The organism is Brevundimonas sp. AVps23W (assembly GCF_058681395.1).
Genome location: NZ_CM178738.1, coordinates 1,789,816 through 1,813,348, shown reverse-complemented (window position 1 = coordinate 1,813,348; position 23,533 = coordinate 1,789,816). Strand labels below are relative to the sequence as shown.

At 66.7% G+C, this 23,533-nt stretch carries 19 protein-coding genes and 1 tRNA gene; 8 read left to right on the top strand and 12 right to left on the bottom strand.

What is annotated here, in order from left to right:
• Nucleotides 1-99: 99 nt before the first annotated feature.
• Genes ACW177_RS08890 through ACW177_RS08880 form a run of 3 tightly spaced genes read left to right on the top strand, consistent with a single transcriptional unit; the run spans nt 100 to nt 3,388 of the window.
• A complete protein-coding gene (locus tag ACW177_RS08890; RefSeq protein WP_492025366.1) occupies nt 100-825 on the top strand; it encodes a SapC family protein in 726 nt (241 codons plus the stop codon).
• Nucleotides 822-1,877, top strand: a complete 1,056-nt coding sequence (locus tag ACW177_RS08885) for a cupin-like domain-containing protein (RefSeq protein WP_492025365.1) — start codon at nt 822-824, stop codon at nt 1,875-1,877. The genes ACW177_RS08890 and ACW177_RS08885 overlap by 4 nt, the downstream gene beginning before the upstream one ends.
• Before the next feature lie 11 nt (nt 1,878-1,888).
• Nucleotides 1,889-3,388 (top strand): tryptophan halogenase family protein, encoded by a 1,500-nt coding sequence (locus tag ACW177_RS08880; protein WP_492025364.1) that lies wholly within the window; start codon nt 1,889-1,891, stop codon nt 3,386-3,388.
• A 41-nt stretch (nt 3,389-3,429) separates the two neighbouring features.
• On the opposite strand, the gene ACW177_RS08875 is transcribed toward ACW177_RS08880, so the two are convergent.
• Both ACW177_RS08875 and ACW177_RS08870 read right to left on the bottom strand, forming a co-directional pair.
• On the bottom strand, nt 3,430-5,214 hold the full coding sequence (locus ACW177_RS08875; RefSeq protein WP_492025363.1) for an IlvD/Edd family dehydratase: 1,785 nt from the start codon (nt 5,212-5,214) through the stop codon (nt 3,430-3,432).
• Between the two features lie 73 nt (nt 5,215-5,287).
• Entirely contained in the window at nt 5,288-6,031 is a 744-nt protein-coding gene (locus ACW177_RS08870) for a FadR/GntR family transcriptional regulator (RefSeq protein WP_492025362.1), read from the bottom strand.
• 215 nt (nt 6,032-6,246) lie between these two features.
• Between ACW177_RS08870 and ACW177_RS08865 the strand changes: the two genes are divergently transcribed.
• On the top strand, nt 6,247-8,610 hold the full coding sequence (locus tag ACW177_RS08865) for a glycoside hydrolase family 3 N-terminal domain-containing protein (RefSeq protein WP_492025361.1): 2,364 nt from the start codon (nt 6,247-6,249) through the stop codon (nt 8,608-8,610).
• A gap of 27 nt (nt 8,611-8,637) precedes the next feature.
• Here ACW177_RS08865 and ACW177_RS08860 read toward each other — a convergent pair whose 3' ends face one another.
• Nucleotides 8,638-10,338 carry a glycoside hydrolase family 43 protein gene (locus tag ACW177_RS08860; protein ID WP_492025360.1) on the bottom strand — a complete coding sequence of 567 codons (1,701 nt, stop codon included), beginning with the start codon at nt 10,336-10,338 and terminating at the stop codon, nt 8,638-8,640.
• A gap of 94 nt (nt 10,339-10,432) precedes the next feature.
• On the opposite strand from ACW177_RS08860, the gene ACW177_RS08855 reads away from it, so the two are divergent.
• Nucleotides 10,433-11,587 carry an endo-1,4-beta-xylanase gene (locus tag ACW177_RS08855; protein ID WP_492025359.1) on the top strand — a complete coding sequence of 385 codons (1,155 nt, stop codon included), beginning with the start codon at nt 10,433-10,435 and terminating at the stop codon, nt 11,585-11,587.
• Between the two features lie 11 nt (nt 11,588-11,598).
• Here the strand turns inward: ACW177_RS08855 and ACW177_RS08850 are convergent, their stop codons facing one another.
• Nucleotides 11,599-13,758, bottom strand: a complete 2,160-nt coding sequence (locus ACW177_RS08850) for an alpha-glucuronidase family glycosyl hydrolase (protein ID WP_492025358.1) — start codon at nt 13,756-13,758, stop codon at nt 11,599-11,601.
• Between the two features lie 165 nt (nt 13,759-13,923).
• On the opposite strand from ACW177_RS08850, the gene manD reads away from it, so the two are divergent.
• The gene (gene manD / locus ACW177_RS08845) at nt 13,924-15,132 is read left to right on the top strand and encodes a D-mannonate dehydratase ManD (protein ID WP_492025357.1); all 1,209 of its coding nucleotides are present in this window, start codon (nt 13,924-13,926) and stop codon (nt 15,130-15,132) included.
• Between the two features lie 77 nt (nt 15,133-15,209).
• The gene (locus ACW177_RS08840) at nt 15,210-16,499 is read left to right on the top strand and encodes an SGNH/GDSL hydrolase family protein (RefSeq protein ID WP_492025356.1); all 1,290 of its coding nucleotides are present in this window, start codon (nt 15,210-15,212) and stop codon (nt 16,497-16,499) included.
• A gap of 82 nt (nt 16,500-16,581) precedes the next feature.
• Here the strand turns inward: ACW177_RS08840 and ACW177_RS08835 are convergent.
• The 7 genes from ACW177_RS08835 to ACW177_RS08805 form a co-directional block, all read right to left on the bottom strand.
• Nucleotides 16,582-16,658, bottom strand: a tRNA-Pro gene (locus ACW177_RS08835).
• 41 nt (nt 16,659-16,699) lie between these two features.
• A complete protein-coding gene (locus ACW177_RS08830; protein WP_492025355.1) occupies nt 16,700-17,131 on the bottom strand; it encodes a MerR family transcriptional regulator in 432 nt (143 codons plus the stop codon).
• Between the two features lie 5 nt (nt 17,132-17,136).
• Nucleotides 17,137-17,445, bottom strand: coding sequence for an integration host factor subunit alpha (locus tag ACW177_RS08825; protein ID WP_267516756.1), 309 nt, complete (start codon nt 17,443-17,445; stop codon nt 17,137-17,139).
• Nucleotides 17,446-17,523: 78 nt separating this feature from the next.
• The gene (locus tag ACW177_RS08820; protein ID WP_492025354.1) at nt 17,524-18,501 is read right to left on the bottom strand and encodes a beta-ketoacyl-ACP synthase III; all 978 of its coding nucleotides are present in this window, start codon (nt 18,499-18,501) and stop codon (nt 17,524-17,526) included.
• The gene (plsX, locus tag ACW177_RS08815; RefSeq protein ID WP_492028103.1) at nt 18,498-19,541 is read right to left on the bottom strand and encodes a phosphate acyltransferase PlsX; all 1,044 of its coding nucleotides are present in this window, start codon (nt 19,539-19,541) and stop codon (nt 18,498-18,500) included. Before plsX ends, ACW177_RS08820 begins: the two co-directional genes overlap by 4 nt.
• Before the next feature lie 139 nt (nt 19,542-19,680).
• Entirely contained in the window at nt 19,681-20,199 is a 519-nt protein-coding gene (locus tag ACW177_RS08810) for a YceD family protein (protein ID WP_492025353.1), read from the bottom strand.
• Nucleotides 20,200-20,203: 4 nt separating this feature from the next.
• On the bottom strand, nt 20,204-20,728 hold the full coding sequence (locus ACW177_RS08805; RefSeq protein WP_492025352.1) for a ubiquinol-cytochrome C chaperone family protein: 525 nt from the start codon (nt 20,726-20,728) through the stop codon (nt 20,204-20,206).
• A gap of 91 nt (nt 20,729-20,819) precedes the next feature.
• On the opposite strand from ACW177_RS08805, the gene ACW177_RS08800 reads away from it, so the two are divergent.
• On the top strand, nt 20,820-21,299 hold the full coding sequence (locus tag ACW177_RS08800; RefSeq protein WP_492025351.1) for an outer membrane protein assembly factor BamE: 480 nt from the start codon (nt 20,820-20,822) through the stop codon (nt 21,297-21,299).
• Between the two features lie 65 nt (nt 21,300-21,364).
• On the opposite strand, the gene ACW177_RS08795 is transcribed toward ACW177_RS08800, so the two are convergent.
• Entirely contained in the window at nt 21,365-23,512 is a 2,148-nt protein-coding gene (locus tag ACW177_RS08795) for a sodium-translocating pyrophosphatase (RefSeq protein ID WP_492025350.1), read from the bottom strand.
• Between the last annotated feature and the right edge of the window lie 21 nt (nt 23,513-23,533).

Below are 23,533 nucleotides of genomic sequence, written 5' to 3'. Positions count from 1 at the left end.
TTCTGGCCAAGGCCCCGCGCGCCTTGCCCAGGCGATCTGTAGATTGCCGCGAACACCGACCCCGGCCAGTATGGGGCGGCGTTCTGGAGAGCCTGTTCCGTGCCTCACATCGTACCCCTGAACAACATCGACCACGCCGACCTTCAGGTCGCCCAGGGCTATGGCGCCACCTACGGCGACGCCGTTAACCTGACCCGCGTCTTCGCCACCGAGTTCGAGGCGTTGCAGCGGGAATATGTCATCCTGTTTCGCCCGGATCCTGAGGGGAGTTTTCAGGCCGTCGTGCTTCTGGGGCTTGATCGGGACGAGAACCTCTATCTCGACGGAAACGCCTGGTCGGCGCGCTATGTGCCCGCGATCCACCGTCGCGGCCCGTTTTCCATCGGCGTCCAGGCCGGCGACACGCCGGGCCAGGGTCATGACCCCAGGATCAACGTCGATCTGGAACACCCCCGTATCGTCCGCCAGGGCGGCGAGCCGGTCTTTCGCCGCCATGGCGGCAATACCGATTATCTGAACGGCGTCAGCCAGGCGCTGTTCGCCATCTATGAGGGCCTGGCCCAGACCCGCGCCATGTTCGCCGCCTTCTCGGAAGTCGGGCTGATCGAGCCGGTCGCCATCGACATCACCATCGGCGAGGGCCTGCGCTATGATCTCGACCGCTTCCACGCCGTCAGCCGCGAACGACTGGCGGCGCTGACAGGGTCGGAGCTTGAACGACTGCACCGCGACGGCTGGCTGGAAACGGCGATCTACGCCGCCGCATCCATGGCCAATATCGATCACCTGGTGGCCAGAAAGAACGCCAAGGCGGCGGGCGGATGACGGCGCCCCTCCCCGCTTCAGCCGCCCGCGCCGGAACCATCACGCGCCGAACCCGCGTCGTCGAAGGCCAGACGGTCCTGCCGCCCCTGGCGTCACTGCTGACGGACCAGCAGCCGGTCATCTTCCGGGGGCTGGCCTCGAACTGGCCTTTGGCCGCCGCCGGTCGCCAAGGCCCCCAGGCCGCGATCGACTATCTGAAGCGCTTCGACGCCGGCCGCCCCGTGGTGGGCTATACGGGACCGCCGGAGATCAAAGGCCGATACTTCTATCGTGAGGATTTCGCCGGGCTGAATTTCCAGGCCCAGCGCGTGCCCTTGAGCGCCTATCTCGACACGGTGGCGTCGCACCTCGAAAGCGTCGTCTCCCCGTCCTTCTACATCGGCTCGACCGATCTGGACGCCTATATGCCTGGCCTGCGCGAAGAGAACGACCTGGGCCTGTCGATGGACGGCGGCGATCCCCCCACGGTCAGTATCTGGATGGGCAATCGCACGACGGCGGCGACCCATTTCGACATGTCCAACAACCTGGCCTGCTGCCTGGTCGGGCGCCGACGCTTCACCCTGTTCCCCCCCGACCAGATCGAGAACCTCTACCCAGGCCCCCTGGAGCCCACCCCGGGCGGCCAGGTCGTCAGCCTGGTCGATCCGTCCCATCCCGATCTCGACCGTTTTGCCCGCTACAGTCTGGCCGCCGAGGCGGGCGAGATCGCGGAGTTGGAGCCGGGCGACGTCCTCTTCTATCCCGCCCTGTGGTGGCACAATGTCGAGGCGTTGGACGCTTTCAACGCCATGATCAACTATTGGTGGAACCCGACGCCCGCCTTCATGGACACGCCGATGACCACCCTGCTGCACGGCATGCTCAGCCTGCGCGACCGGCCCACGGCGGAGAAGCAGGCGTGGCGGGCCCTGTTTGACTACTATGTCTTCGGCGATCCCGACCGACCGGCCGAACATCTGCCGCTCGGCGTCCAAGGCGACCTGGCGCCGCTGGACGAGATGTCCAGCCGCCGTCTGCGCGCCAAGATCATGCAGAAACTGAACCGATAGGGGATCGCATCATGGACGCTCGAAAGACCAGGGTGGTGATCGCCGGCGGGGGCACGGCCGGCTGGCTGGCCGCCGCCTTCCTGACCCGCCAGCTGGGTCCGCTGTTGGATGTCACCCTGGTCGAGTCCGAAGACATCGGCACGATCGGCGTCGGGGAATCGACCATCCCCACGGTCCGGTCCTTCCATGCCCTGCTGGGCCTGGATGAGCGGGACTTCATGCAGACCACCGGCGCGACCTTCAAACTGGGAATCTCGTTCGAAGACTGGACGAAGGTCGGCGACCGCTACATCCATTCCTTCGGCGACGTGGGCAAGTCGACCTGGATGGGCGACTTCCAGCATTTCTGGCTCGAGGCCCGGCGACAGGGTCTGGCGGCCCCGCTCGGCGACTATTGTTTCGAACACCAGGCCGCCAAGGCCGAACGGTTCGCCGCCGGTCCCGACAGCAAGCTCAACTACGCCTATCACCTCGACGCCGGCCGCTATGCCCGGTACCTGCGCGCCCGCAGCGAGGCCGCCGGCCTGACGCGGGTCGAAGGGCGGATCACCCGCGTCGATCGCCATGCCGAGAGCGGCCTTATCGACGCCCTGGTGCTTCACGATGATCGACGTATCGCCGGCGACGTCTTTCTGGACTGTACCGGGTTTCGCGGTCTCTTGATCGGCGACGCCCTGGGCGTCGGGTTCGAGGACTGGGGCGATTGGCTGCCGACCAACCGGGCTCTGGCGGTGCAGACCGCCTCGACCGGCCCGGCTGCGCCCTATACCCGCGCCATCGCCCATGACGCCGGCTGGCGCTGGCGCATTCCGTTGCAGCACAGGGTAGGCAACGGCCTGGTCTATGCCGCCGATTATCTGTCGGACGACGAAGCCCACGCCCGGCTGCTAGGCTCCATCGAAGGCGAACGGCTGATCGAGCCGGGGCTGATCCGTTTCCGCACCGGCCGCCGGCTGAAGACCTGGGAAGGCAACTGCATCGCCTTGAGCCTGGCCGCAGGCTTCATCGAACCCCTGGAGTCCACCAGCATCCACCTGATCATGACCGGTCTGACGCGTCTGGTTCAGCAGTTCCCGTTCGACGGGATCGACCCCGCCGTCGTCGCCCGTTTCAACGATCAGTCGCGCGGCGAGATGGAGCGGATCCGCGACTTCATCATCCTCCACTACCATCTGAACGACCGCCCGGAGCCCTTCTGGCGGCGTCAGCGCGAGATGGATCTGCCCGCCTCCCTGGCCGAGCGCCTGGCCCTGTTCGCGCAAACCGCCCAGGCCTACCAGGGACCGGACGACCTGTTCCGCGTCAGCTCCTGGCTCCAGGTCCTGTTCGGCCAGGGACTGGAGCCCGCCCGCTACCACAGGCTGGCCCAGCTCCTGCCCCCTGAAAAGCTCGCTGAGGCGCTCGGCTCGCTGAAGACCAATATCGACGCCGCCGTCAGCAAACTGCCGTCGCATCAGGCCTTTATCGAGAGTTATTGCCGGGAGCCCGAGCCCCAGACCGCCGCCGCCTGACGGAGACGTCCGGTTTCAGGTCCCGGCTCTGAGCACAGGCTTCAGTGGTTGTCTCTCGGATTGCCGAACCGATCGATGATGCGGTGATATTTCAGCGCCGGCTCCAGCACGGCGCCCGCGCCCAACTGGCCGACGTTGGCGCGCTGAAGCTCCTGCCATGGCGTCTGGGACTCCGGATAGGCGAAGCCGCCGGCCGCTTCGAGCGCCGCCCGACGCTGGGCCAGTTCGGCGTCGGAAATCAGCACATCGACCCGACAGGCGTTCAGATCGACCCGCACCCGGTCGCCCGTTTGCAGCAGGGCCAGATTGCCGCCGGCGGCGGCTTCCGGCGAGGCGTTCAGAATGGACGGAGAGCCCGAGGTGCCCGACTGGCGACCGTCGCCGATACAGGCCAGGGCGTGCACCCCCTCCCGGATCAGATGCGCCGGCGGGCGCATGTTCACGACCTCGGCCGCGCCAGGATAGCCGACAGGCCCGGCCCCGCGCATGAACAAAATACTCTTCTCGGTGATGCCTGTCGCCGGGTCGTCGATGCGATGGTGATAGTCTTCGGGTCCGTCGAACACGACGGCCGGGCCTTCGAAAGCGTTCGGGTCGTCTGGATTATTCAGATAGCGATCACGGAATTCCGCCGCGATGACGCTGGTCTTCATGATCGCATTGTCGAACAGATTGCCGGTTAGAACCAGGAAACCCGCGTCGGTCACCAACGGATTTTCGAAGGCGCGGATCACGTCCGGCAGATCGATCTCCACCCCTCGGCAGTTGTCGCCGATGGTCTTGCCGTTGGCGGTGACGGCGTTTTCGTGGATCAGACCATGCCGCATCAGCTGCGACACCACGGCGGGCACCCCGCCCGCCTGGTGGAAGTCCTCCCCCAGATAGGCGCCGGCCGGCTGCAGGTTCACGAGCAGAGGCACAGCATGACCATGTGTCTGCCAGTGCTCGATCGGCAGATCGACGCCGACATGGCGCGCCAAGGCGGTGATATGCACCGGCGCATTGGTCGATCCGCCGATGGCCGAGTTGACGACAATGGCGTTCTCGAACGCCTCTCGCGTCAAGATGTCCGAGGGCTTCAGATCCTCATGCACCATCTCGACGATCCGCTTGCCCGTCAGATAGGCGGTTTGCGGACGCTCGCGGTAGGGCGCGGGAATGGCCGCCGATCCGGGCAATGACATGCCCAGGGCCTCAGCCAGGGAGTTCATCGTCGAGGCCGTGCCCATGGTGTTGCAGTAGCCGACCGAAGGCGCGGAAGTGGCGACCAGATTGATGAAGCCTTCATAGTCCAGTTCGCCCGCCGCCATCATCTCGCGGGCCTTCCAGATAATGGTGCCCGACCCGATCCGCTCCCCCTTCAGCCAGCCGTTCAGCATGGGCCCGACCGACAGGGCGATGGCCGGAATATCCACGGTTGCGGCGGCCATCAGACAGGCGGGCGTGGTCTTGTCGCAGCCGATGGTGACCACCACCCCGTCCAGCGGATAGCCGTAAAGCAGTTCGACCAGACCCAGATAGGCCAGGTTACGATCCAAACCCGCCGTGGGCCGTTTGCCGGTCTCCTGGATCGGGTGGACGGGAAACTCCATGGCGATGCCGCCGGCTTCGCGAATGCCCTCGCGCACGCGCTCGGCCAGCACCAGATGGTGCCGGTTGCACGGCGACAGATCCGAACCGGTCTGGGCGATGCCGATGATGGGCTTGCCCGACTGCAACTCTTCCAGCGTCAGCCCATAGTTCAGGTAACGCTCGAGATAGAGCGCCGTCATGTCTGGATTACTGGGATTATCGAACCAGGCGCGCGAGCGAAGAGGTTTGGCCATTTGTCAGACTTTCGTGGAATAGTCTGACAATTAGACAGATCCGCCTCAAAGGCAATCCGGGTCGGACCTTAAATCAGCGCGACTTCAGAGCCTGCGATGTCTGAGCCAGGGCGCTGGTCACCAGAGCCTCCATGGCGGCCTTCGCCCTGCCCTCGTCGCCGGCCTCGATGGCGGAAAAGACCGCCCAGTGATCGGGCATGGGATCAGGCGGCAGCTTGCGCTTGCGCTGCTTGTACAGGGTCGTGAACCTGACCCCCGCCCCGATGGTCGAAGCGAGGCTGATCAGGGGCGGATTACGTGTCGCCGCCAGAATGGCGTGGTGAAAATCCCGGTCCGCCGAACGTCCTTCGTCGGTCCGCAGCGTCATCCGGTCCATGGCCTCCAGCGCGTCGCGCATCTGCCTCAGGTCCTCGTCCGTCCGCCTCAGCGCGGCCAGGGCGGCTGCGGCGGGTTCGACGATCAACCTCAGCTCGAACAGGCCGTTGACGATCGCCTCGCTCGGCTCGCTCTCGAACAGCCAAGCCAGGACATCCGGATCGAGCAGGTTCCAGCGCGCCACCGGCAGGACCCGCGTGCCCGTTCGCGGACGGCTTTCCACCAGACCCTTGGCCGCCAGAATGCGCACCGCTTCGCGATAGGCGCTCCGCGACACCGCCAGTCGCTCGCTGAACTCGATCTCATTGCTGAGCGCCTGGCCCGGCGGCGGATCGCCCGCGACAATGGCCACCCCAAGGTCTCGGGCGATGGCGCCGTGCAGCCTTTCCGACCCCACCTTCTGCAGCGAGGAGGTAATTCGGCGGGAGGGCTTGGTGGGCATCGCGAACTCTATGGCTTTGGCGACAGCATACACCGATGGCCGTCCCGCGACACTTGGCCCTGCCAGAAATGCGGTTGACCGACATTACGAGACTGATACGTTGATGTTAGCGCTATCATCGCCGACGAACGGCGGGGCACATGGGAGGTTTGCCGATGACCGGTTTTCACTGCGGGCTGCCGAAGCCTGACCGTCGTACATTCTTGGCCGGTCTGATGACCGCCGCGGCCCTGGCGCCGATGCGCGCCGTAGCCCAGACGCGGGACCGGCCCCCTGCCGACGCCCCCTACCGCAATCCCGCCGTGCCGGTGGATCAGCGGGTCGAGGATCTGCTTCAGCGGATGACGCTGGAGGAGAAGGTGGCCCAGATGGTCGGCATCTGGGAATTCAAGAACAAGATCCAGAACCCCGCCGGCGACTTCGATCCGGCCAAGGCCACGAGCGCCTTCCCCCATGGCCTCGGCCAGGTGTCTCGTCCACAGGACTACCGTGGGGTCGATGTCAGCCAGAACGGGTCGGCCGGAGCGGCGACGGAGGCCGTCAACCGCACGGCTCGGCAGACCGCGGACTATGTCAACGCCGGCCAGCGCTGGGCGGTCGAGAACACCCGCCTCGGCATACCGATGATCTATCACGAGGAGGCGCTCCACGGCTATGTCGCCCGCGGCGCCACCAGCTTCCCTCAGTCCATCGCCCTGGCCAGCACCTGGGATCCCGCCCTGGTCACCCGGGTCTTCAGCGTCGCCGCGCGCGAAATGCGGGCCCGGGGCGCCCAGCTGGCCCTGGCCCCGGTCGTGGACGTCGCCCGCGACCCCCGCTGGGGCCGGATCGAGGAAACCTATGGCGAGGATCCGCATCTGGTTTCCGAAATGGGCCTTGCCGCGATCAAGGGCTTCCAGGGCGAGACCCTGCCCCTGGCCCCGGACAAGGTCCTGGTGACGCTGAAACACATGACCGGACACGGCCAGCCCGAAAACGGCGTCAATATTGGCCCGGCCAACATCTCCGAACGAACCCTGCGCGAGAACTTCTTCCCCCCGTTCGAGCGGGCGGTGAAGGAGCTGCCGGTCATGGCGGTCATGGCCTCCTACAACGAGATCGACGGCCTGCCGTCCCACGCCAACCGCTGGCTACTGCACGACGTGCTGCGCGAGGAGTGGGGCTATAAGGGTTCGGTCGTGTCCGACTATTTCGCGGTGCGCGAACTGAACACCCGCCACAAGATGTTCGCCACCATGGACGAGGCGACGATACGCGCCCTCGACGCCGGGGTGGACATGGAGCTGCCCGACGGCGAGGGGTATAACGCCATCCCGGCCCTGGTCGCCGCCGGCCGCGTGCAGGTCAGCCAGATCGACGACGCCGTGCGCCGCGTCCTGACCATGAAGTTCCAGGCCGGCCTGTTCGAAAACCCCTATGTCGACGCCGCTGCGGCGGCCGGTAAGACGGCCACGCCCGACGCCGTCGCCCTTGCGCGAGAAGCGGCCAACAAGGCCTTGATCCTGTTGAAGAACGATAAGGGACTGCTGCCGCTCGCCTCCGCCCGGGTCGGCAAGCTGGCCGTCATCGGCACTCACGCCCGCGACACGCCCATCGGCGGCTATTCCGACGTCCCCGCCCATGTCGTCAGTGTGCTGGAAGGCTTCCAGACCGCCGCCCAGGGCCGGTTCGAGGTCGTCTATTCCGAGGGCGTGCGCATCACCGAAAGCCGCTCTTGGAGCGCCGACGAGGTCACTCTGGTCGATCCTGCGGTCAACGCCGGGCTGATCGAGCAGGCGGTGCGCGACGCCGCCGACGCCGACGTCATCCTGATGGTCCTGGGCGATAACGAACAGACCAGCCGCGAGGCCTGGGCCGACGCCCACCTGGGGGACCGCGACTCCCTCGACCTGGTCGGTCAGCAGAACGACCTGGCCCGCGCGATCTTCGCCCTGGGCAAGCCGACGGTGGTGGTCCTGCTGAACGGCCGCCCCCTATCGGTCAACGAACTGGTCGAGAAGGCCGACGCCATCATCGAGGGCTGGTACCTGGGCCAGGAGACCGGTCACGCCGTCGCCGACGCCGTCCTCGGACGGGTCAATCCGGGCGGCAAGCTGCCGGTCTCGATCGCCCGCTCGGTCGGCCAGTTGCCGATTTTCTACAACTACAAACCCTCCGCCCGGCGCGGCTATCTGTTCGACACCACCGACCCCCTGTTCCCATTCGGCTTCGGCCTCAGCTACACCAGCTTCGACATCTCCGCCCCCCGTCTGCGCCAGTCCTCGATCGGCCTGGCGGGAACGACGACGGTCGAGGTGGACGTGCGCAACACCGGCCCCCGCGCCGGCGATGAAGTGGTCCAGCTCTATGTTCGCGACGACCATTCGTCGGTCACCCGTCCGATCAAGGAGCTGAAGCATTTCCAGCGCGTGACCCTTGAGCCCGGCGCCCGCACCACGGTGCGGTTCGAGATCACCGAGCGGGATCTGTGGTTCTGGAATATCGACATGAAGCGGGTTGTCGAGCCGGGAACCTTCACCATCGGCGTCGGCCCCAACTCGCGCGACCTGAAGACCGCGACCCTGACGGTCACTGCTTAGAGCAGCGTCCGCCCTGCCCGTTCCGCCCTATCGGGCGGAGCGGGCATGGGGCCCGAAGACCGCCCCGACGAAACCGCCCGCCGTGCGGGTGCTCAGGATCGTGCCGTCCACGTCGCTGGCCAGGGTCTTCCAGCCGTCGCCGGCGTCATACAGGAAGTCATAGACCGGCCCGCGCGCCACCGCCTTCAACCGGACCGGCCCCGTGGCCGTCAGAGGGGCCTCGGCGATCAGCACCCCGTCGGCGGCCTCCTGCGGCCCGGCGCGCCGGCGCAGCTCCAGCCGGTTGCGGCCGTCGGCGCGCGCCACGGCGAGGAAGTACCAGAAGTCGTCGCTCTGAAGCGCCGCCAACCCGGCGCGGTCGCCGTCACGCACCGGCGAGAATTCGACCACGGTCTCGGCGCTGGCGTTCTGGTGCTGCTGGCGTCGCGCCAGGAAGGAGGGGTTGGCGTTGTCGCCCAGATCCACCGCCCGCGCCCGAAGCGTCAGCGACCCGGGCGTCGATGACAGATCGAACCAGGTCTCGCGCGGATTGCGCATCATCATCCACGACAGCGGCAAAGGACCGTCAAAGCCCTCCTCGACCCTGAACGGCCCTGTCATGGGCGCGGCGGCGGCTCGCGGGGGCAGATCGGGGCGGGTCGCAATCTCGGGCAGGACCTCGCCGGGAGACGTGATGCGCGGCCATTCGCCCGACCAGTCGACAGGCATCAGGAAGGTCTCGCGCCCCGTATTGTACTGATCCGGCCCATAGGGTCGAACCGCCAGAAAGGTCGCCCACCAGTCGCCGTCCGGCGTCTGCACCAGATCGGCGTGCCCCGCCGAGGTTACCGGCCGCGGGCGATCCGCAGGCAGACCCTTCTGCGTCAGGATCGGATTGCCTTCATAGGCGACATAGGGACCGTCCGGCTTGCGGGACCGCAGAACCACCTGGGAATGCCCCTCGGCCGTGCCCCCCTCCGCGCAGACCAGATAGTACCAGCCGTTGCGATAGATCAGGTTCGGCCCTTCGATCCAGATCGGTTTGGTCGCGAAATCAACCCCGCCGTTGACCAGTACGGTGCGCGGCCCGAACGTCTTCTGCGCCGCAGGGTCGAACCGCTGGATCCAGATCGCGCGGTGCCCCTCATACTGGGGCTCTCCCTCCGGCGGGCCGTTGTTCAGGATCCAGCCCTGCCCTTCGGCGTCGAAGAACAGCGAGGGATCGATGCCGCCCTCAAGCTCCGGCAACCAGACCGGATCGCTCCAAGGCCCGGCCGGATCGGTCGCCGTGATGAAGAAATTGCCGCCGCAATCCACGCAGGTGTTCAGGATGTAGAACCGGCCGTCATGGTGCTCGATCGTCGGCGCGAACACGCCGCGCGACAGGCCCAGCGTGCCGAAATCCAGCTGATCCGGTCGATCTATGGCGTTGCCGATCTGGGTCCAGTTGACCAGGTCGCGGCTGCGAAACACCGGGATGCCCGGAAAATAGGCAAAGGTCGATGTGACCAGATAATAGTCTTCGCCCACCCGCGTATTGCCCGGATCGGGGTAGAAGCCGCTCAGGATCGGATTGCGGTACTGGCCCGGCCCCGGCGTCGGCCCGCCATCGTCGCCCTCATAGATGAAGACCGAGAACCGGGCGACGGGCGAAGCGCCCTCGACCGCCTGAGCCGACGCCGCCCCGCCCGCCCCCATGCCTGCGGACAAGAGGCCCGAGATGACCGCTGCAATGATCGATCGCCCCATCGACTCTACTCCCTATGACTCATTTTTATTTGTCGGACATTTTACATTGCCGCTATGGTCGCGCAATCCTCAATAGGCAGGAAGCGAACCCGTGATGACCTCCAGACGTTCCCTTCTGGCCGGCGCCGCCGCCACTCTGGCCGCCGCCCCGATGACCTCGCTCGTGCAGGCCGGCGCGGCGCCGCCTGCCGCTCTCAAGGACTTGGCTGCGGCGAAGGGCTTGATCTTCGGCTCGGCCGTCAACGCGCGACAGGTCCGCAGCGACCCGCAGTATCGACAGGTCCTGGAGCGCGACTGCGGGGCCCTGGTCTGCGAAAACGAAACCAAATGGGTGGCGCTGAGGCCCGACGCGGCGACGTTCGACTTCACCGACGCGGACGTGATCGCGGCCTATGCCTCGGCTCACGGCATGGCCCTGCGCGGCCACACCCTGTTGTGGCATCATCCCCAGTGGTTTCCCGACTGGCTGACCCGCTACGATTTCGGCGCCCGGCCGGCGGCCGAGGCGGAACGGATCCTGACCGGCCATATCCAGCGCGTCTGCGCCCATTATCCGCAAGTCTTCTCCTGGGACGTCGTCAACGAGACGGTCGACGCCGACACCGGAGAGCTTCGGGAAACCAGCCTGTCAGGCGCCATGGGCCAGGACGTGCTCGACCTGGCCTTCCACACCGCCCGCGAAGCGGCCCCGCACGCCCAGTTGGTCTATAACGACTATATGAGCTGGGAGGCCGGGCACGAGAAACACCGCGCCGGCGTGTTGCGCCTCCTCGAGGGGTTCAAGGCGCGCGGCGTCCCGATCGACGCCCTCGGGGTCCAGAGCCATATCGGCTCGGGCAATTCCGACGATTCCGTCGGATTCGACACGGCGCAGGAACGGGAATGGCGGCGGTTCCTCGACGAGGTCGTCGGCCTGGGACTGGATCTGATGATCACCGAGTTCGACGTTCACGACAAGAATCTGCCCGAAGACATCCCCACGCGCGACACGGCCGTCGCTGACCTGGGCAAGCGTTATCTCGACCTCATGCTGGGCTATGAACAGACCCGGGCGGTGCTGTGTTGGGGCATGGTCGACCGGCACTCCTGGCTACAGGGCAATTGGCCGCGCGGTGATCGGCTGCCCAAGCGTCCCACGCCCTATGACGCTGATTATCGGCCCAAGCCGCTTCGGACCGCCATCGCGGACGCCCTGGCCGCCGCCCCGGTTCGGACGCCGCTCGAGACGACGACGGCTCGCCGGGGCTGAAGGCCGCGCCTTCAGTTGCCGGGGGCGAACGGAAACGCCAGTCCCTGGTAATAGGCCAGCGGATGCTCCGGCTCCGGCGATCCCTCAGGCAGGGGAAGCCCTGACCGGCTGGCGAAATAGGCGAGGCTGGCGTCGCGCCACCAGCGCGCCTCCTTCTCCTGAATGGCCAGAAACACCGACACCTCCTCAAAGCGCCGCTGGTCGACATAGGGCTGGAGGCCGGACCAGGTCCGCCGCATATCCCCCACAGCGACGACGCCCCGATCATAGGAGAAGGCCAGCTCGTCCCACAGCGTCCGCCCGGACCGCATCCGGTGATCCCAGGGCAGGTGATGGAACCAGAGCAGCATCGTCTCGGGCACGGCGTCCAGGTCGCTGAAACGGTCGCCGACTTCGGGGGCGTACTGGGCGACGGCATTGCTGCCGCGCGCGGTCCGGTCGAAGCCGATCCCGTTCTTGTCGGCCTGATGATAATAGGCCGGGTTCCATTCCGGTCGCGCCAGATCGGCGACCCAGGGCGCCGGCCCGTAGTGATGGCCCGTCGCCATCAGGTGATGAAGTCCCAGGGGCGTCATATAATCGACCACCGCCTCGCGTGATCCCATCATCACGCCGACGACAGGTTCGACCAGGCGCGCGTCGTTGGAAAACGTCATCCGCACCCATTCCTCGGCGATGGGGCCGGCCCGCGCCGCCTCCGGATCCCAAGCCATGCGCCCGAAGGCGTACCAGTTGGCCTGATCGAAATGCGAACCGGACCAGTTGCGGTCGGCGCCGATATTGGCCACGCCCGCCATGCCGGTCAGGGCGTGTTTCCCGAACGATCCGTCGATCACCCGCGCGACGGTCGCTCCGGCGGCCGGCCGCATCGTGTCGGATTGCAGCACCTCTTCATACAGGGGGCCGAGATAGGCCAGATGGGTGGAGAAGCCGAGGTATTCCTTGGTGATCTGAACCTCGATCATCAACGGCGTCTGCGGCATGGCGCCGAAGATCGGATGGAAGGGTTCGCGGGGCTGGAAGTCGATGGGGCCGTTCTTGACCTGGACGATCACATTGGTCCGGAACCGCCCGTCCAGCGGGACAAAGTCCGTATAGGCCTGTTTGGCCCGGTCGTCCGGCGCCTGGTCTGAATAGACGAAGGCCCGCCACATCACGACCCCGCCATGGGGCGCCACCGCGTCCGCCAGCATGTTCGCCCCCTCGGCATGGGTGCGATGATAGTCCTGCGGACCGGGCTGGCCTTCGGAATTGGCCTTGACCAGAAACCCGCCGAAATCCGGAATGGCGGCGTAGATTTCATCCGCCTTGGCTCGCCACCAGGCCTGAACCTCAGGGTCCAGCGGGTCGGCGGTCGTCAGGCCGCCGATCTCGATCGGGGCGCTGAACCGGGCCGACAGATAGACCCTGACGCCGTAGGGCCGGAAGACATCCGCCAGGGCGGACGCCTTGGAGATATAGGGGGCGGTCAGGCTCAGCGCGTTCGCATTGACGTTGTTCAACACCGCGCCGTTGATCCCGATCGAGGCGTTCGCCCGCGCGTAGTCGGTATAGAGTTCAGGCGTATAGTCCGGCAGCCGGTGCCAGTCCCAGATGGACTGGCCCGCATAGCCGCGCTCGACATGCCGATCCAGATCATCCCAATGGTTCAGCACCCGCAGCGCCACCTTCGGCGTGGCGCGGAGGTCCAGCCTGTCTATCGGCTGGCGCGTCTGAATTCGCCGTAGCAGGGCGAAGGCGCCGTACAGAACACCGACGTCGCTGTTGGCCGCGATCACGGTGACGGGGCGGTCGTCGATCCGCAGGCTGCGGATCACATAGCCCTCGTCCCCCAGGTCGCCGAGATCGAGATCCAGGGCGGCGATGTCCGGCGAGGCTGCCGGCGTCCCGTAGATCAGCGCGCCCGCCACGACCGAGTCGGAAACGGCGGGCGCGGCGCCCAACAGGCCCGTCATGCCGCGGGTCAATTCGGCCGTGGCCGCAGTGATCGACGGCGACGCCCCTCCCGGAACCAGCCTCGTCACGACCGCCCGATAGTCCGCAACCGCCGTCGCCTCCATCGGCCGGTAACGCAGCCACAGCTCGTAGCCGTCCTCCGCCGAGGCCGGCGTCGCAATCGCCGCCAGGATCGACAGCAGGGCCGACAGGCCCGCCCAGACGATGGCTCGCATATTCTCTCCTCCCGGCGCGTCTCCGCACGCCCTCTCCGACCCCGACCGTTCGCCACCCACAGTTGACAAGCGCCGCTGATCGCCTTCTGGTAGCGCTATCACGTCCTGAAAGCGGAGTCAGGCCGAGGGGCGGAATGCGGCCGACCGCCGCAGGGGAGAGCTGCGATGAAGATTCGGTCCGCGCGCGTCATCGTCACCTGCCCCGGCCGGAATTTCGTCACGCTCAAGATCGAGACGGACGAGGGCCTGACGGGGGTCGGCGACGCCACCCTCAACGGGCGCGAGCTTTCGGTCGTCAGCTATCTTCAGGATCACCTCATCCCCTGCCTGATCGGCCGAGACGCCCATCGGATCGAGGACACCTGGCAATATCTGTACAAGGGCGCCTACTGGCGGCGTGGGCCGGTCACCATGACCGCCATCGCCGCCGTCGACATGGCCCTGTGGGACATCAAGGCCAAGGCGGCAGGCCTGCCCCTGTATCAGCTGCTGGGCGGCGCCTGCCGCGACAATGTGCTGGTCTATGGCCACGCCAACGGCGCCACCATCGAAGAGACGATCGATGAGGCCCGGCGCTATGTCGACCTGGGCTACAAGGCGATCCGGCTGCAATCCGGCGTGCCGGGCCTGGCGTCGACCTACGGCGTGTCCAAGACCTTCGGCTATTACGAACCGGCCGACGCCGATCTGCCGACCGAGAACCTGTGGTCCAGCGAGAAATACCTGCGCTCCGCCCCCCCGCTTTTCGCCAGGGCGCGCGACGTATTGGGCTGGGACGTGCATCTCCTGCACGACATCCATCACCGGCTGACGCCGATCGAGGCGGGGCGTCTGGGCAAGGATCTTGAGCCCTTCCGTCCGTTCTGGCTCGAAGACGCGACCCCGGCCGAGAACCCGGCGGCCTTCCGGCTCATCCGTCAGCACACGACCGCTCCCCTGGCCGTCGGCGAGATCTTCAACTCGATCTGGGACTGCAAGCAACTGATCGAGGAACAGTTGATCGACTATATCCGCGCCACGGTGGTCCACGCGGGCGGGATCACCCACCTTCGGCGGATCGCCGCCCTGGCCGATCTTTACGGGGTCCGCACCGGTTGCCACGGCGCGACCGACCTGTCGCCGGTCGCCATGGCGGCGGCTTTGCATTTCGACCTGTCGATTCCGAACTTCGGCATCCAGGAATATATGCGCCACACCCCAGAGACGGACGCCGTCTTCCCCCATGCCTACAGCTTCGCCGATGGGGCTCTCCACCCCGGCGAGGCCCCCGGACTGGGCGTCGATATCGATGAGGCCCTCGCGGCGCGCCATCCCTATGCCCGGGCCTATCTGCCCGTAAACCGGCTTGAGGACGGGTCGATGCACAGCTGGTGAGATCGGATCGCGATCCACCGTTCGGCGCCCCGACACTCGCGGCGCCGTCACAGGAATGAGATGACGGGAGAGTCGATATGCGTCCAAATCCTGCGGGGCCTGTGCGCCTCTGGCTGGCGGCCCTGGTCCTCCTCCTGTCCGCCGCATCGGGCGCCCGGGCCCAGGTCGCCCTGCCGGCGCCGCCTGCCGACGGCTGGGTCGCGATCTGGGGATCGTCCCAATACGCCCCCGAACCCCAGAACGCCCTCCCCGCCGACGACCTGCACGACGCGACCCTGCGTCAGACGGTGCGCGTCACAGCCGCAGGCGACGTCATTCGGGTGAGGATCAGCAACGCCTTCGGCGCCGCCCCGCTCAGGGTGGCCGCCGCCGCCGTCGCCCGGCCTGTCGCCCCCGGCGGCTCGGCCGTTGATCCGAACAGCCGTGCGCCCCTCCTGTTTGACGGCAGGCGCGAGGTCGTCATCCCGCCGGGGGCCGACTGGCGGTCCGACCCCATCACCTGGCCGGTCGAGGCCTTGAGCGACGTCGCGGTCAGTCTTCATCTGGTCGATGCGTCCGGGGGACAGACCGGCCATCCCGGCGCCCGCGCCACCAGCTTCATTGCGCCCGGCGATCAGGTCTGGGCTCCGGAACTGACGAATCCGAAGTCGGCCGAGCGCTGGTATTTTCTGTCAGCCTTAGAAGCCGGCGATCCCGATCTGGACGGGGCCGTGGTCATCCTGGGCGACTCGATCACCGACGGTTATGGCGTGCCGGCCGACACCAATCAGCGCTGGCCCGATCAATTGGCGGCGCGCCTCCAGGCCGATCCGGAGACTCGCGGCCTGTCGGTGATCAACCAGGGCATAGGCGGCAACCGCGTCCTGCTGGACGGCCTAGGGCCAAACCTGCTGGCGCGGCTTGAACGGGATGGGCTGTCCCATCCCGGCGTGCGGTTCCTGATCCTTCTTCAGGGCGTCAACGATCTGGGCGTCCTGACGCGCGACCGGCCCGCCTCCCCCGAGGCGCACGCGGCCCTGGTCGAAGAGATCACCGGCGCCTACCGCCAGATCACGGAGCGCGCTCGTGCCCGCGGCGTTCGGGTGATCGGCGCCACCATCCTGCCCTATGCGGGCTCGGCCTATTATCATCCCACAGCGGAAAACGAGGCGGACCGCCAGGCGCTGAACGCCTGGATCCGCGCGCCCGGAAACTTCGACGCCGTGATCGATTTCGACCAGATCATGCGCGACCCCGACCGGCCTGATCGGCTGCGCCCGGACGTAGACAGCGGAGACGGGCTACACCCCTCGATGCGGGGCTATGTCGTCATGGGCGACGCTGTCCCGCTGACCCTTTTCCGCAAGGAAGCGCCGACAGCCCCCTGAAGCCTGCGCGCAACTCGGACGCCAATTGCAAAGGGGCCGCCCGAAAGCGACCCCTTCAACCAACCGTCTTCTTTGGGGAAGATGGTCGGAGCGACAGGATTCGAACCTGCGACCCCTTGACCCCCAGTCAAGTGCGCTACCAGGCTGCGCCACGCTCCGAAGGCGCTCCCTATAGACGGGGGAACCGTTGTCCGCAAACGCTAAAACGACTTTTCCACCGACCGCAACAGCACGGCGTCCAGACGCGACTTGGCCTGCTCCAGATCGGCCAGAACCCGGTGCAAATCCGGGTGTTCGATACGCCCAGCGCCCGAGGCCGCCCCGGCGCGCGCGGCGAAGGTCTCTCCGTCCTCGATCAGGGCCGCCGCCTCGGCGCCGACCAGCTTCTTCAACCCCTGCTCCTTGTGTAGGCGCTGGACGCCGCGGATCGTCAGGCCGTCGTCATGCAACAGCCGCCGCACGGCCTTCAGCACGGCGATATCCTGCGAACGATAGAAGCGCCGTCCGCCCGCCCGTTTCACCGGGGTCACGAAGGTGAACTTCGTCTCCCAGAACCGCAGCACGTGCTGCGGCGCCCCGACCTCCTCGGCCGCCTCAGAAATGGTGCGGAAGGCGTCGGCGCTCTTGGCCAAGCGAATCAGGCCTCGACGACGGCGTCGTGAACCCGGCTCTTCATGATCTGAGAGGCGCGGAAACTGATGACGCGGCGGGGATTGATCGCCGCCGGTTCACCGGTCTTGGGATTACGGCCCATACGAGCCCGCTTCTCGCGAACCTGGAAGACGCCGAACCCGGAAAGCTTGACCGTATCGCCCTGTTCAAGGGCTTCCACGATCAATTCGAGGGTCCGTTCCACCAGAGCCGAGCACTCCTGCCGGGACAGGCCGACCTCCTCGTGCACGGCTTCGCAGAGATCGGCGCGCGTTACGGTCTGTTGGCCTGACATCATATCCCCGGCTTGTTTCGGTCCGTTGCGCCTATAGACGCGCAAAGTCTACGGAAAATCAATGCCTATGGGTTTAAGCTAGAGTCGCAAGGCGCAGGCGCCCCAGGTCAGGCCGCCGCCCATGGCTTCCAGCAGGACCATGTCGCCCTTCTTGATCCGCCCGTCCTGGATCGCCGCATCCAGCGCCAGGGGGATGGAGGCGGCCGAGGTGTTGGCGTGCAGGGCCACGGTCGAGATCACCTTGTCCTCGTCCAGACCCAGCCGGTCGCCGACCCCCTTGATGATCCGCTGATTGGCCTGATGCGGCACGAACCAGTCCACGTCCGCAATCTCGACCCCGGCTGCGGCGCAGGCGGCGGTGATGCCTTCGGCGATGTTCACCACGGCATGACGGAACACCTGGTTCCCGGCCATCCGCAGATGGCCGACGGTCCCAGTCGTGGCCGGGCCGCCATCGACGTAAAGCAGATCGGTCTTGGACCCGTCGGCGCGCAGGGCGAAGCCCAGCATCCCCTGGTCGGCGGCCGTTCCCTGCCCTTCGCGCGGCTCCAGCACCACGGCGCCGGCGCCGTCGCCGAACAGGACGCAGGTGGTCCGGTCGGTCCAGTCCATCAACCGCGTCATTTCCTCGGCCCCGATCACCAGGGCGCATTTCGCCAGGCCGCGCGCCACGAAACCGTCGGCCACGCTCAGCGCATAGACGAAGCCCGAACAGACGGCCTGCACATCGAAAGCGATCCCGACGCCGGCGCCCAGCTTGCGCTGGACGATGGAGGCGACGGCGGGGAAGGTCATGTCGGGCGTGGTCGTGGCCACGATGATCAGGTCCACGTCCGCCGCCGTCTTGCCGGCGTCGGTCAGGGCCTTCTTGGCCGCTTCGACGGCCAGGTCGCTGGTCGGCTGATCGTCGCGCGCCTTGTGGCGCTGCTTGATGCCGGTGCGCTCCTGAATCCATTCGTCGGAGGTGTCGACGATCTTGGCCAGGTCGGCGTTGGTGACGATCTGCTCCGGCAGGAAGGAGCCGACGCCGGTCACGGCGCTGCGGGTGACGCTCACTGAAGGGGTTCTCCGGCGGGGGCGGCGGGCGGGCTGGAATGGTCGAATACGGCGTCCAGCTTGCCCAGATTGGCGCCCACCTTGGTCATATAGTCGCTGCGGGCCAGATCGACAGCGATACGGATCGCATTGCCGAATCCCTTGGCGTCGGCGCCGCCGTGGCTCTTCACCACAATCCCGTTCAGCCCCAGCAGCGGGCCGCCGTTGATCGTGCTGGGGTCGATCTTCTCGCGCATCTTCTTCAGGGCCGGCATGGCGATGGCGGCGCCCAGCTTGGACTGCAGGTTCGAGGTCAGGGCCTCGCGCAGCAGGGCCGAGATATAGCGCGCCGTGCCCTCGGCCGTCTTCAGGGCGATATTGCCGGTGAAGCCGTCGGTCACGACCACGTCCACCGTCCCCTTGGCGATGTCGTCGCCCTCGACGAAGCCGTGATAATTCAGGTCGAACGGCCCGTCGCGCAGGATGGCGTGCGCCTCCTTGACCTGCTCGTTGCCCTTCATGTCTTCCGAACCGACGTTCAGCAGACCAATCGTCGGCCGGGCGATGCCGCGCACCGCCGACTGGAAGGCCTCGCCCATGATGGCGAACTCGACCAGCTGTTCGGCGTCGCTGCCGATATTGGCGCCCACGTCCAGAACCGCCGTATGGCCCTTGAAGGTCGGCCAGCTGGCGACGATGGCCGGCCGTTCCAGCCCCGGCGCCGACATGCGCAGAATCAGTTTGGAGATCGCCATCAGGGCGCCGGTGTTGCCGGCCGAGACGACGCCGCCGGCCTCGCCCGTCTTCACCGCCTCGACGGCGTTCCACAGGCTGGAGCCCTTGCCTCGACGCATGGCCTGGGCGGGCTTCTCGTCCATGGCCACGACCTTGTCGGTATGGCGGATTTCGACGGTCTCAGGCGACAGGTCGCAGCGCGCCAGCTCGGCGCTGATCTGAGCCTCGTCGCCGTGCAGCAGGAAGCGGACCCCCTCCCCGCCATGGGTGCGGACATAGCTGCGGATGCCGGGAACGACGACGGATGGCCCGTGATCGCCGCCCATGGCGTCAAGCGAGATCGTAACTGGGGCTGGCAAATGGACCTCGTGTGGCCGCGTCGTTTTGTCGCGCGACGCTTGATAGGGGGCGCTGGACGATAGCGCCGAAGCGGGGGGATGCAACCACGCGCCCCTTACGTCAACCTCAGCCTTGGTCGTTCTGGGGTTTCAAGGCTTTCAAGGCGGCGAAGGGCGAGATTTCGGCGGGCTCTTCCGGTTGCACGAACTCCGCGCCCGGCTTGCGCGGGAACGGATCCAGCGACAGGACCAGTTGCTCGACGGCGTATTGGCCCAGGTCGATCTTGCCGTCTTCGATCAGATCGGCGTCTTCCTCGTCCAGCGTGACCTCGATCTCGTCGGTCTGCTGCGGCGCGGCCTCGACCAGCTGGATCGAGAATCGACGGTCCACATCGATCGGCAGCGGCTCCAGCGTCAGGCCGCAGGTCTGGACCGCGTGGGCCGAGACCCGGCCCTTCATCGTCCATTCGCTGGTCGACGGCGTCGGCTTCACCTCGATCTCGACGACGAAGTCCTCCAGCCCCTGAAGATCCAGGGCGCGCGCGATTCGCTTGCGCGCGTCCGCGTCCGGCTCCAGCCGCCGGCTCAGCCCGGCGCCGATCTGGTTGACCCGCACCGTCTCGCTATAGGGAAGGCTTACGCTCATCGTCTCAAACATCCGTCCAGGCCGGCTTCGCCAGCACTTCATTGAATCCCTGCGCGGCCAGCCCGGCCCGCGCGGCCAGGGCGTAGCGCGCCAGATCGGCCGCCTGTTCCGCGCTCGGGTCGGCATAGACGTTGCGCGCCAGGGTCTCGGCCAAGGCCGTCGCGTCGTCATCGCGCAACGGCGTCTCATAGGCGCTCATCCGCCCGTACAGGGCCTCGCCCAGCTTGCGCATCTTCTTGGCCACCGAAACGTCGCCGACGCCCTCTTCCCGCAGCGCATGGTCCAGGGCCGAAACATAGACGTCGAACAGGGCCTGGGCCGCATCCCGTCCCGCCTCGGTGTTCTCGTCGCGCAGCCGCAGCACCAGCAAGAGGACGTGCAGCGTATACAGCTCGAATCGCGCATCGATCCGGTCCGCCACGCCCAGACGCGTGTAAAAGCCGACATTTCGCGCCTGTTCCACCGCCAGGGCGTACAGGGCGTCGCCGATACGGACGCCGGTCCGGGGTTTGAACAGGTTTTTCAGCATGGTTTTATACGGCCCCTTTTCCGCCGCGCCGTTGAACTAGGACGCAGGTCCGTCTAGGTCAAAGACCTTGTTCTCTCGCAGGCGCCCGATCATGTCTCGTTTCGTCCCGCTTTTCGTCGCCGTTTCCCTGGCCGGCCTGTCCGCCGCCTGCGCCCCGACGATCGGTTCCAACGGCTTCCAGGCCATCGACGCCAAGCCGCAGGACATTGTGGCGGGCGCCGACACCAAGGAAACCGTCCTGGCCCGCCTCGGTTCGCCGTCGACCACCTCGACCTTCGAACCGGACCAGGTCTGGTACTACATCAGCCAGACGACCGAGAAATACACCTACAACCGCCCGGTCATCTCCAGCCGCACCATCACCGAAGTCACCTTCGAGCCGAACGGCGACAAGGTGACCGGCGTGCGCACCCTCGGCCTGACCGACGGCGAGCAGATCGCCATGAACACCAAGGAAACCCCGACCCGCGGCCGCGCCCTGACCGTGCTCGAACAACTGCTGGGCAACGTCGGCCGCGGCCAGCTGCCGCGCACCGAAGACGACACCCCCGGCCAACGTCGCCCCGACTAAGGGCCCCGACGCATCGCCAAAGAAAAACGCCCCGGAGATCGCTCTCCGGGGCGTCTTCGTATGGGTCAGCCGATATTCCCGCTGGCCAGCACCGCCAGCAGCAGCAGCGCCACGATATTGGTGATCTTGATCATCGGGTTCACCGCCGGACCGCTGGTGTCCTTGTAGGGATCGCCCACCGTATCGCCGGTCACGGCGGCCTTGTGGGCCTCCGAGCCCTTGCCGTGGACCACGCCGTTCTTGTCGGTGAAGCCTTCCTCGATCACCTTCTTGGCGTTGTCCCAGGCGCCGCCGCCCGAGGTCATCGACACGGCGACGAACAGGCCGGTGACGATCACCCCCATCAGCATGGCGCCCAGCGAGGCGAAGGCGTTGGCCTTGTCCGAAATCGCCAGCACCGCGACGAACAGCACGATGGGCGACAGCACCGGCAACAGCGACGGCACGATCATCTCGCGAATCGCCGCCTTGGTCAGGATATCGACCGCCCGGCCGTACTCCGGCTTGACCTGATAGGTCATGATGCCGGGGTTCTCGCGGAACTGACGCCGCACCTCGGCCACCACGGCCTCGGCCGCGCGCCCGACCGCCATCATCGACATGCCGCCGAACAGGAAGGGCAGCAGCCCCCCGAACAGCAGGCCCACGACCACATAGGGGTTGGTCAGGTCAAAGGCGATCGGCCCCATGTCGGCGAAGAAGGGATAGTCCGCCGGATTGGCCGAGAAATACTGCAGGTCCGACGTATAGGCGGCGAACAGCACCAGCGCCCCCAGGCCCGCCGAACCGATGGCGTAGCCCTTGGTCACGGCCTTGGTCGTATTGCCCACCGCGTCCAGCGCATCGGTCGAATGCCGCACCTCGCTGGGCAGGCCCGCCATTTCGGCGATCCCCCCGGCGTTGTCCGTCACCGGCCCGAAGGCGTCCAGCGCCACGATCATCCCCGCCACACCCAGCATGGTGGTGGTGGCGATGGCGATGCCGAACAGGCCCGCCAGCTGGAAGCTGGCCACGATCCCGACGATGATGGTCAGAGCCGGAAGCGCCGTGGCCTCCAGCGACACCGCCAGCCCCTGGATCACATTGGTCCCGTGACCCGACACCGAGGCGTTGGCCACCGACTGCACCGGCCGGAAGTTCGACCCCGTGTAGTACTCCGTCACCACCACGATGGCCGCCGTCACCGCCAGCCCGACCATGCCGGACCAGAACAGGGCCATCGGCTGGATCGTCAGGCCGCTTGCGGTCACGATCGCCCCCGTCACCATCTGGTCGATCACCCACCAGACCGCGCCGATGGACAGGACGCCGGTCACGATCAGCCCCTGATACAGGGCGCCCATGATGTTCTGGCTCTTGCCCAACCGGACGAAGAAGCTGCCGATGATCGAGGTCACGATACAGACGGCGCAGATCGCCAGCGGCAGCACCATCAGGGTGTCCACATAGGCCTGGCCGCGGAAGAAGATGGCCGCCAGCACCATGGTCGCCACCGTCGTCACCGCATAGGTTTCGAACAGGTCGGCCGCCATGCCGGCGCAGTCCCCGACATTGTCGCCCACATTGTCGGCGATGGTCGCGGCGTTGCGAGGGTCGTCCTCTGGGATGCCGGCCTCGACCTTGCCCACCATGTCGCCGCCCACGTCGGCGCCCTTGGTGAAGATGCCGCCGCCCAGCCGCGCGAAGATGGAAATCAGCGAGGCGCCGAAGCCCAGCGCCACCAGTCCGTCGATCACTTCACGCCCGACCGGGTCCAATCCCATGTGGCGCGTCAGCACGATATAATAGCCTGACACCCCGATCAGGGCCCCGCCCGCCACGAACATGCCGGTGATCGCCCCCGACCGGAAGGCCAGGTTCAGCCCCTTGGACAGGCTTTCAGAGGCCGCCTGCGCCGTGCGCACATTGGCCCGCACCGAAATCAACATGCCGGCGTAACCGGCCGCGCCCGACAGGACGGCCCCGATCACGAAGCCGACCGCCGCATAGACGCCGATCAGCAGATAGGCGGCGATCAGGATCACGATCCCGACCAGGCCGATGGTCAGATATTGCCGCTTCAGATAGGCCGAGGCGCCTTCCTGAATGGCGGCCGCGATCTCTCGCATCTTGTCGTTACCAGTGCTTGCCTTCATCAGCACGGCGGTCTGGGCGGCGCCGTACAGCACCGCCAGAACACCGGCCGCGAAGACCAGCGTAAGATAGATCGTCATTGGCGTTTCCATGCCCTTGCA